The organism is Streptomyces sp. NPDC102514, from assembly GCF_055584525.1.
This window is the reverse complement of the sequence record NZ_JBVJLW010000048.1, coordinates 1-4,181: the sequence shown is the minus strand read 5'-3', so window position 1 is coordinate 4,181 and position 4,181 is coordinate 1. Positions and strand designations below refer to the sequence as shown.

The 4,181-nt window shown below is 71.2% G+C and carries 3 protein-coding genes; all 3 read right to left on the bottom strand.

Translation table 11 applies throughout. From position 1 onward, the window contains the following. Positions 1 to 312: 312 nt before the first annotated feature. Entirely contained in the window at positions 313 to 2,598 is a 2,286-nt protein-coding gene (gene glgB / locus ACZ60E_RS45680) for a 1,4-alpha-glucan branching enzyme (protein WP_469448218.1), read from the bottom strand. Between the two features lie 5 nt (positions 2,599 to 2,603). Further along, the gene (locus tag ACZ60E_RS45675) at positions 2,604 to 4,022 is read right to left on the bottom strand and encodes a maltokinase N-terminal cap-like domain-containing protein (protein WP_384814320.1); all 1,419 of its coding nucleotides are present in this window, start codon (positions 4,020 to 4,022) and stop codon (positions 2,604 to 2,606) included. A 14-nt stretch (positions 4,023 to 4,036) separates the two neighbouring features. Beyond that, positions 4,037 to 4,181, bottom strand: a 145-nt coding sequence (locus ACZ60E_RS45670; RefSeq protein ID WP_384814389.1) for an alpha-glucosidase C-terminal domain-containing protein, incomplete at its 5' end; no start/stop codon positions are given.

Sequence of the window (4,181 nt, the reverse complement as noted above, 5' to 3'; positions counted from 1 at the left end):
CGAGATACGGGCCGACCTCCACCTCGGCCTGCTCCAACTCGCCTGCAGCATCATCTGCTTGCGCCGCCTCCGAACATCATTCTGAAACGATCAGTAAAGACAAAAGACTGCGCAGTTCCCCGCGCCCCTATAGGGCTGCGCCGTCCCGCGCGCCCCTGCGAGTGGGGCTGCGCCCGTCGCCCCTCTTCGTCCTCAAACGCCGGACGGGCTGATTTTCAGCCCGTCCGGCGTTTGAGGACCGGGGGTTCGGGGGCGGAGCCCCCGAGTCTTTGACGGGACGGGTAGGGGCGGCGGGGGCGAGGAAACCCGGGCCTACGCCGGGCGCAGCCACACCGTCGCGAGGGGCGGCAGCGTCACGCGGATGCTGGCAGCGCGGCCGTCCCAGCCCTGCTCGTCCCGCTGCACGGGCTCGCCGTTCGCGACCCCACCCCCGCCGAAGCACAGCGCGTCCGTGTTCAGCACCTCCCGCCAGGCAGGCACATCGTCCGGCACCCCGAGCCGGTACTCGTGCCGTACGACCGGTGAGAAGTTGGAGACCGCGAGCAGTGGCGCCCCGTCCGCCCCGAAGCGCAGGAACGCGAAGACGTTGTCCTCGGCGGCGTCCCCGGCGACCCACGCGAACCCGGCGGGATCGGTGTCCCGTTCCCAGAGCGCACCGGAAGCCCGGTACTGAAGATTCAGCTCGCGGACGAGATCGCGTACACCCCGGTGGTCCGCCTCCGCCCCGTACGACGGATCCAGCAGTCCCCAGTCGGGCCCGTGCGCTTCCGACCACTCGGCGCCCTGGGCGAACTCCTGTCCCATGAACAGGAGTTGCTTGCCGGGGTGGGCCCACATGAAGCCCAGGTAGGCGCGGTGGGTGGCACGCTGCTGCCACCAGTCACCCGGCATCTTCGACACCAGCGACCGCTTGCCGTGGACGACCTCGTCGTGCGAGATCGGCAGGACGTAGTTCTCGCTGTACGCGTACACCATCGAGAACGTCATCTCGTCGTGGTGGTACTTGCGGTGCACGGGCTCGTGCTTGATGTACTCCAGCGAGTCGTGCATCCAGCCCATGTTCCACTTCAGCCCGAAGCCGAGACCGCCGTCGGTGGTGGGCCGGGTGACGCCGTCCCAGGCGGTCGACTCCTCCGCGATGGTCACGATCCCCGGCACCCGCCGGTACAGCGTCGCGTTCATCTCCTGGAGGAACGCCATCGCGTCGAGGTCCTCCCGGCCGCCGAAGACGTTCGGCGTCCACTGGCCGGAGTCCCGGGAGTAGTCGAGGTAGAGCATGGAGGCGACCGCGTCGACGCGCAGTCCGTCGATGTGGAACTCCTCGCACCAGTAGACGGCGTTGGCGACGAGGAAGTTGCGCACCTCCACGCGGCTGTAGTCGAACTCGTACGTGCCCCAGTCGGGGTGCTCGGCCCGCCGGTCGTCCCCGGGCTCGTACAGCGGCTCCCCGTCGAAGCGGCCCAGCGCCCAGTCGTCCTTCGGGAAGTGCGCCGGCACCCAGTCCATGATCACGCCGATGCCGGCCCGGTGCAGCGCGTCGACGAGGTACTTGAAGTCGTCGGGGGTGCCGAGCCGTGAGGTGGGGGCGTAGAAGCCGGTGACCTGGTAGCCCCATGAGCCGCCGAAGGGGTGCTCGGCGACCGGCATCAGCTCGACATGGGTGAAGCCGAGGTCGTTGACGTACGCGGGCAGCTCGTCCGCGAGCTGACGGTAAGTCAGGCCCGGTCGCCAGGAGGCGAGATGGACCTCGTACACGGAGAACGGCGCCTCGTGCACCGGCGTGTCCCCGCGCTGGGCCAGCCACTGCGCGTCGTTCCACTCGTAGTGCGAGGCGGTGACGACGGACGCCGTGTCGGGCGGCACCTCGGCGCGGCGGGCCATCGGGTCCGCCTTGAGGAACCGGTCGCCGTGCCGGGACGTGATCTCGAACTTGTACCGCGCGCCCTCGCCGACACCGGGCAGGAACAGCTCCCACACCCCGGCCGCGCCCAGCGAGCGCATCGGGAACTGCGTGCCGTCCCAGAACGTGAAGTCCCCGGCGACCCGCACCCCTTGCGCGTTCGGCGCCCACACCGTGAAACGGGTGCCCGCCACGCCCTGGTGCTCCATCGGCTCGGCCCCGAGCGCCCGCCACAGCTGCTCGTGGCGGCCCTCGCGGACGAGATGCAGATCCAGCTCGCCGAGCGCGGGCAGGAAGCGGTACGGATCGTCCACCTTCAGCTCGACACCGCCCGCGTATCTGACCACCAGCGTGTACTCGGGAACCGCGTCGAGCGGCAGCACCCCGGAGAAGAGGCCGTCGCCCTCGCTGTCCAGCAGCATCCGCAGTCCGTCCGGCAGCGCCACCGCCACGGACTCGGCGAACGGCCGCAGCGCACGGACGATGACGCCCTCCGCCACCGGATGCGCCCCGAGCAGCGCGTGCGGATCGTGATGGGTGCCCGACAGCAGCCGCTCCCGGTCCGTCACCTCCATCGAGGACACCGGCGGTCGCCCGCCGGGTCCCCCCGGCCCCGGTGCGGAGGGACCGGCCTCGACGGACCGGACGTCCTCGGACGGCGGCGGGGTCAGGGGTACGGAGATATCGCGGGCTGCCACGGTTTTCAGCCTCCTTGAGCGCTGTGGAAGGAGTGGAAGGAAGGAACAGGCGTGTGCGGACCGCCGGACGGTGCCGGGGCGTGCTCGGCGAGCCGGGCGATCGCCGCCATCGGCACGGGCAGCCAGTCGGGCCGGTGCCGTGCCTCGTACAGGGCTTCGTACACGGCCCGGTCGGTCTCGTGCGCCCGCAGCAACGCGCCCTGCGCACGCGGGTCCCACCGCGCCTGTACGGCGTATCCCGCGCAGTAGGCGTCACGGCAGCGCCGGGCCCACTCGGGACGCCACGGGTGGCGGCTGCGGGCCGCGTAGTCGAAGGACCGCAGCATGCCCGCGACATCGCGTACGGGGGACTGCGGCTGCCGGCGTTCGGCGATGGGGCGGGCCGGTTCGCCCTCGAAGTCGATGACGGACCAGCGCTCCCCGGCCCACAGCACCTGACCGAGATGCAGATCGCCGTGGATCCGCTGCACCGGGCGGCCCGAGTCGAGGGCGGCCAGCTCGTCGAAGGCACCCCGCAGTCCGTCCACATGGGGCAGCAGCTCCGGCACCGACCGGCTCGTCGTGTCGAGGCGTTCGATCATCGCGGCCGCGAGCCGTCTGTTCCCGTCCGCGGTGGGCGCGCCGAGGGCGAACGCGGCAGCCAGCGCGAGATGCACCTCGGCGGTCGCGCGCCCCAGTTCGTACGCCTCCTCCCGGAAGTCCCGTCCCGCGGTGAGCGATTCGAGCGCCAGGGTCCAGCCGTCGACGGCGTCCGGCAGGAACGGCTGGAGCACACCGAGCGTCGCGGGCTGCGGCTCCGAGGTACGGAACCACGCCACGGGGGCCGGTACCCGGGTGCACCCCTGGCGGGCCAGGGCCCAGGGAACCTCCAGGTCCGGGTTGATGCCGGGCCTGACCCGCCGGAAGATCTTGAGGATGTACGCGTTCCCGTACACCAGGCTGGTGTTGGACTGCTCCACGTCGAGCAGCCGCGGTGTCAGACCGGCGGGGACGGTGACCTTCGCGTCCCGCTCGAACCGCAGCGGGCCCGCCGTTCCCGGTGTACGCAGCCGCTCCAGGAGCAGGTCCGCCGACCGCGGTTCCTGCAGGGCGTCGTACACCGTCAGACCGGCCAGCGGCCCCTGACTCGCCCGCCCGATCCGGGCGTGGGCGAGCCGGGGAGGCAGGACCTCGCCGACACCGAGGAGCAGCTGGTAGCAGTCCCCGGGCCGGGAAGGGGAGGAGCCGTCCCCGGTGCTCACCAGGAGGTGCAGGCAGGCCGGATGGAGCTCGGTCACCGAGAGCAGGGAGAGGTCCGTGACCCGCCGGCCCTTGCCCGCGAACCACCGTTGTTCGGGCAGCCATGCCTGAAGCAGGTCGGCGAGCGATGTCAGCAGGTGGGCCGGACTGTGGCCGCTGGGGCGGGGTGCTACGACCTTGCACATGTCGACCCGTCCTTTCAGGAGCACACCGTCAATCGGCGACTGGTGAGCGGAGTGACGTCCTTGTGGAGGCGGAACCAGTAGAAGCCGTGGCCGGCGAGGGTGAGGAGGTAGGGGAGTTCGCCGATGGCGGGGAAGCGGACGCCGCCGATGAGTTCGACG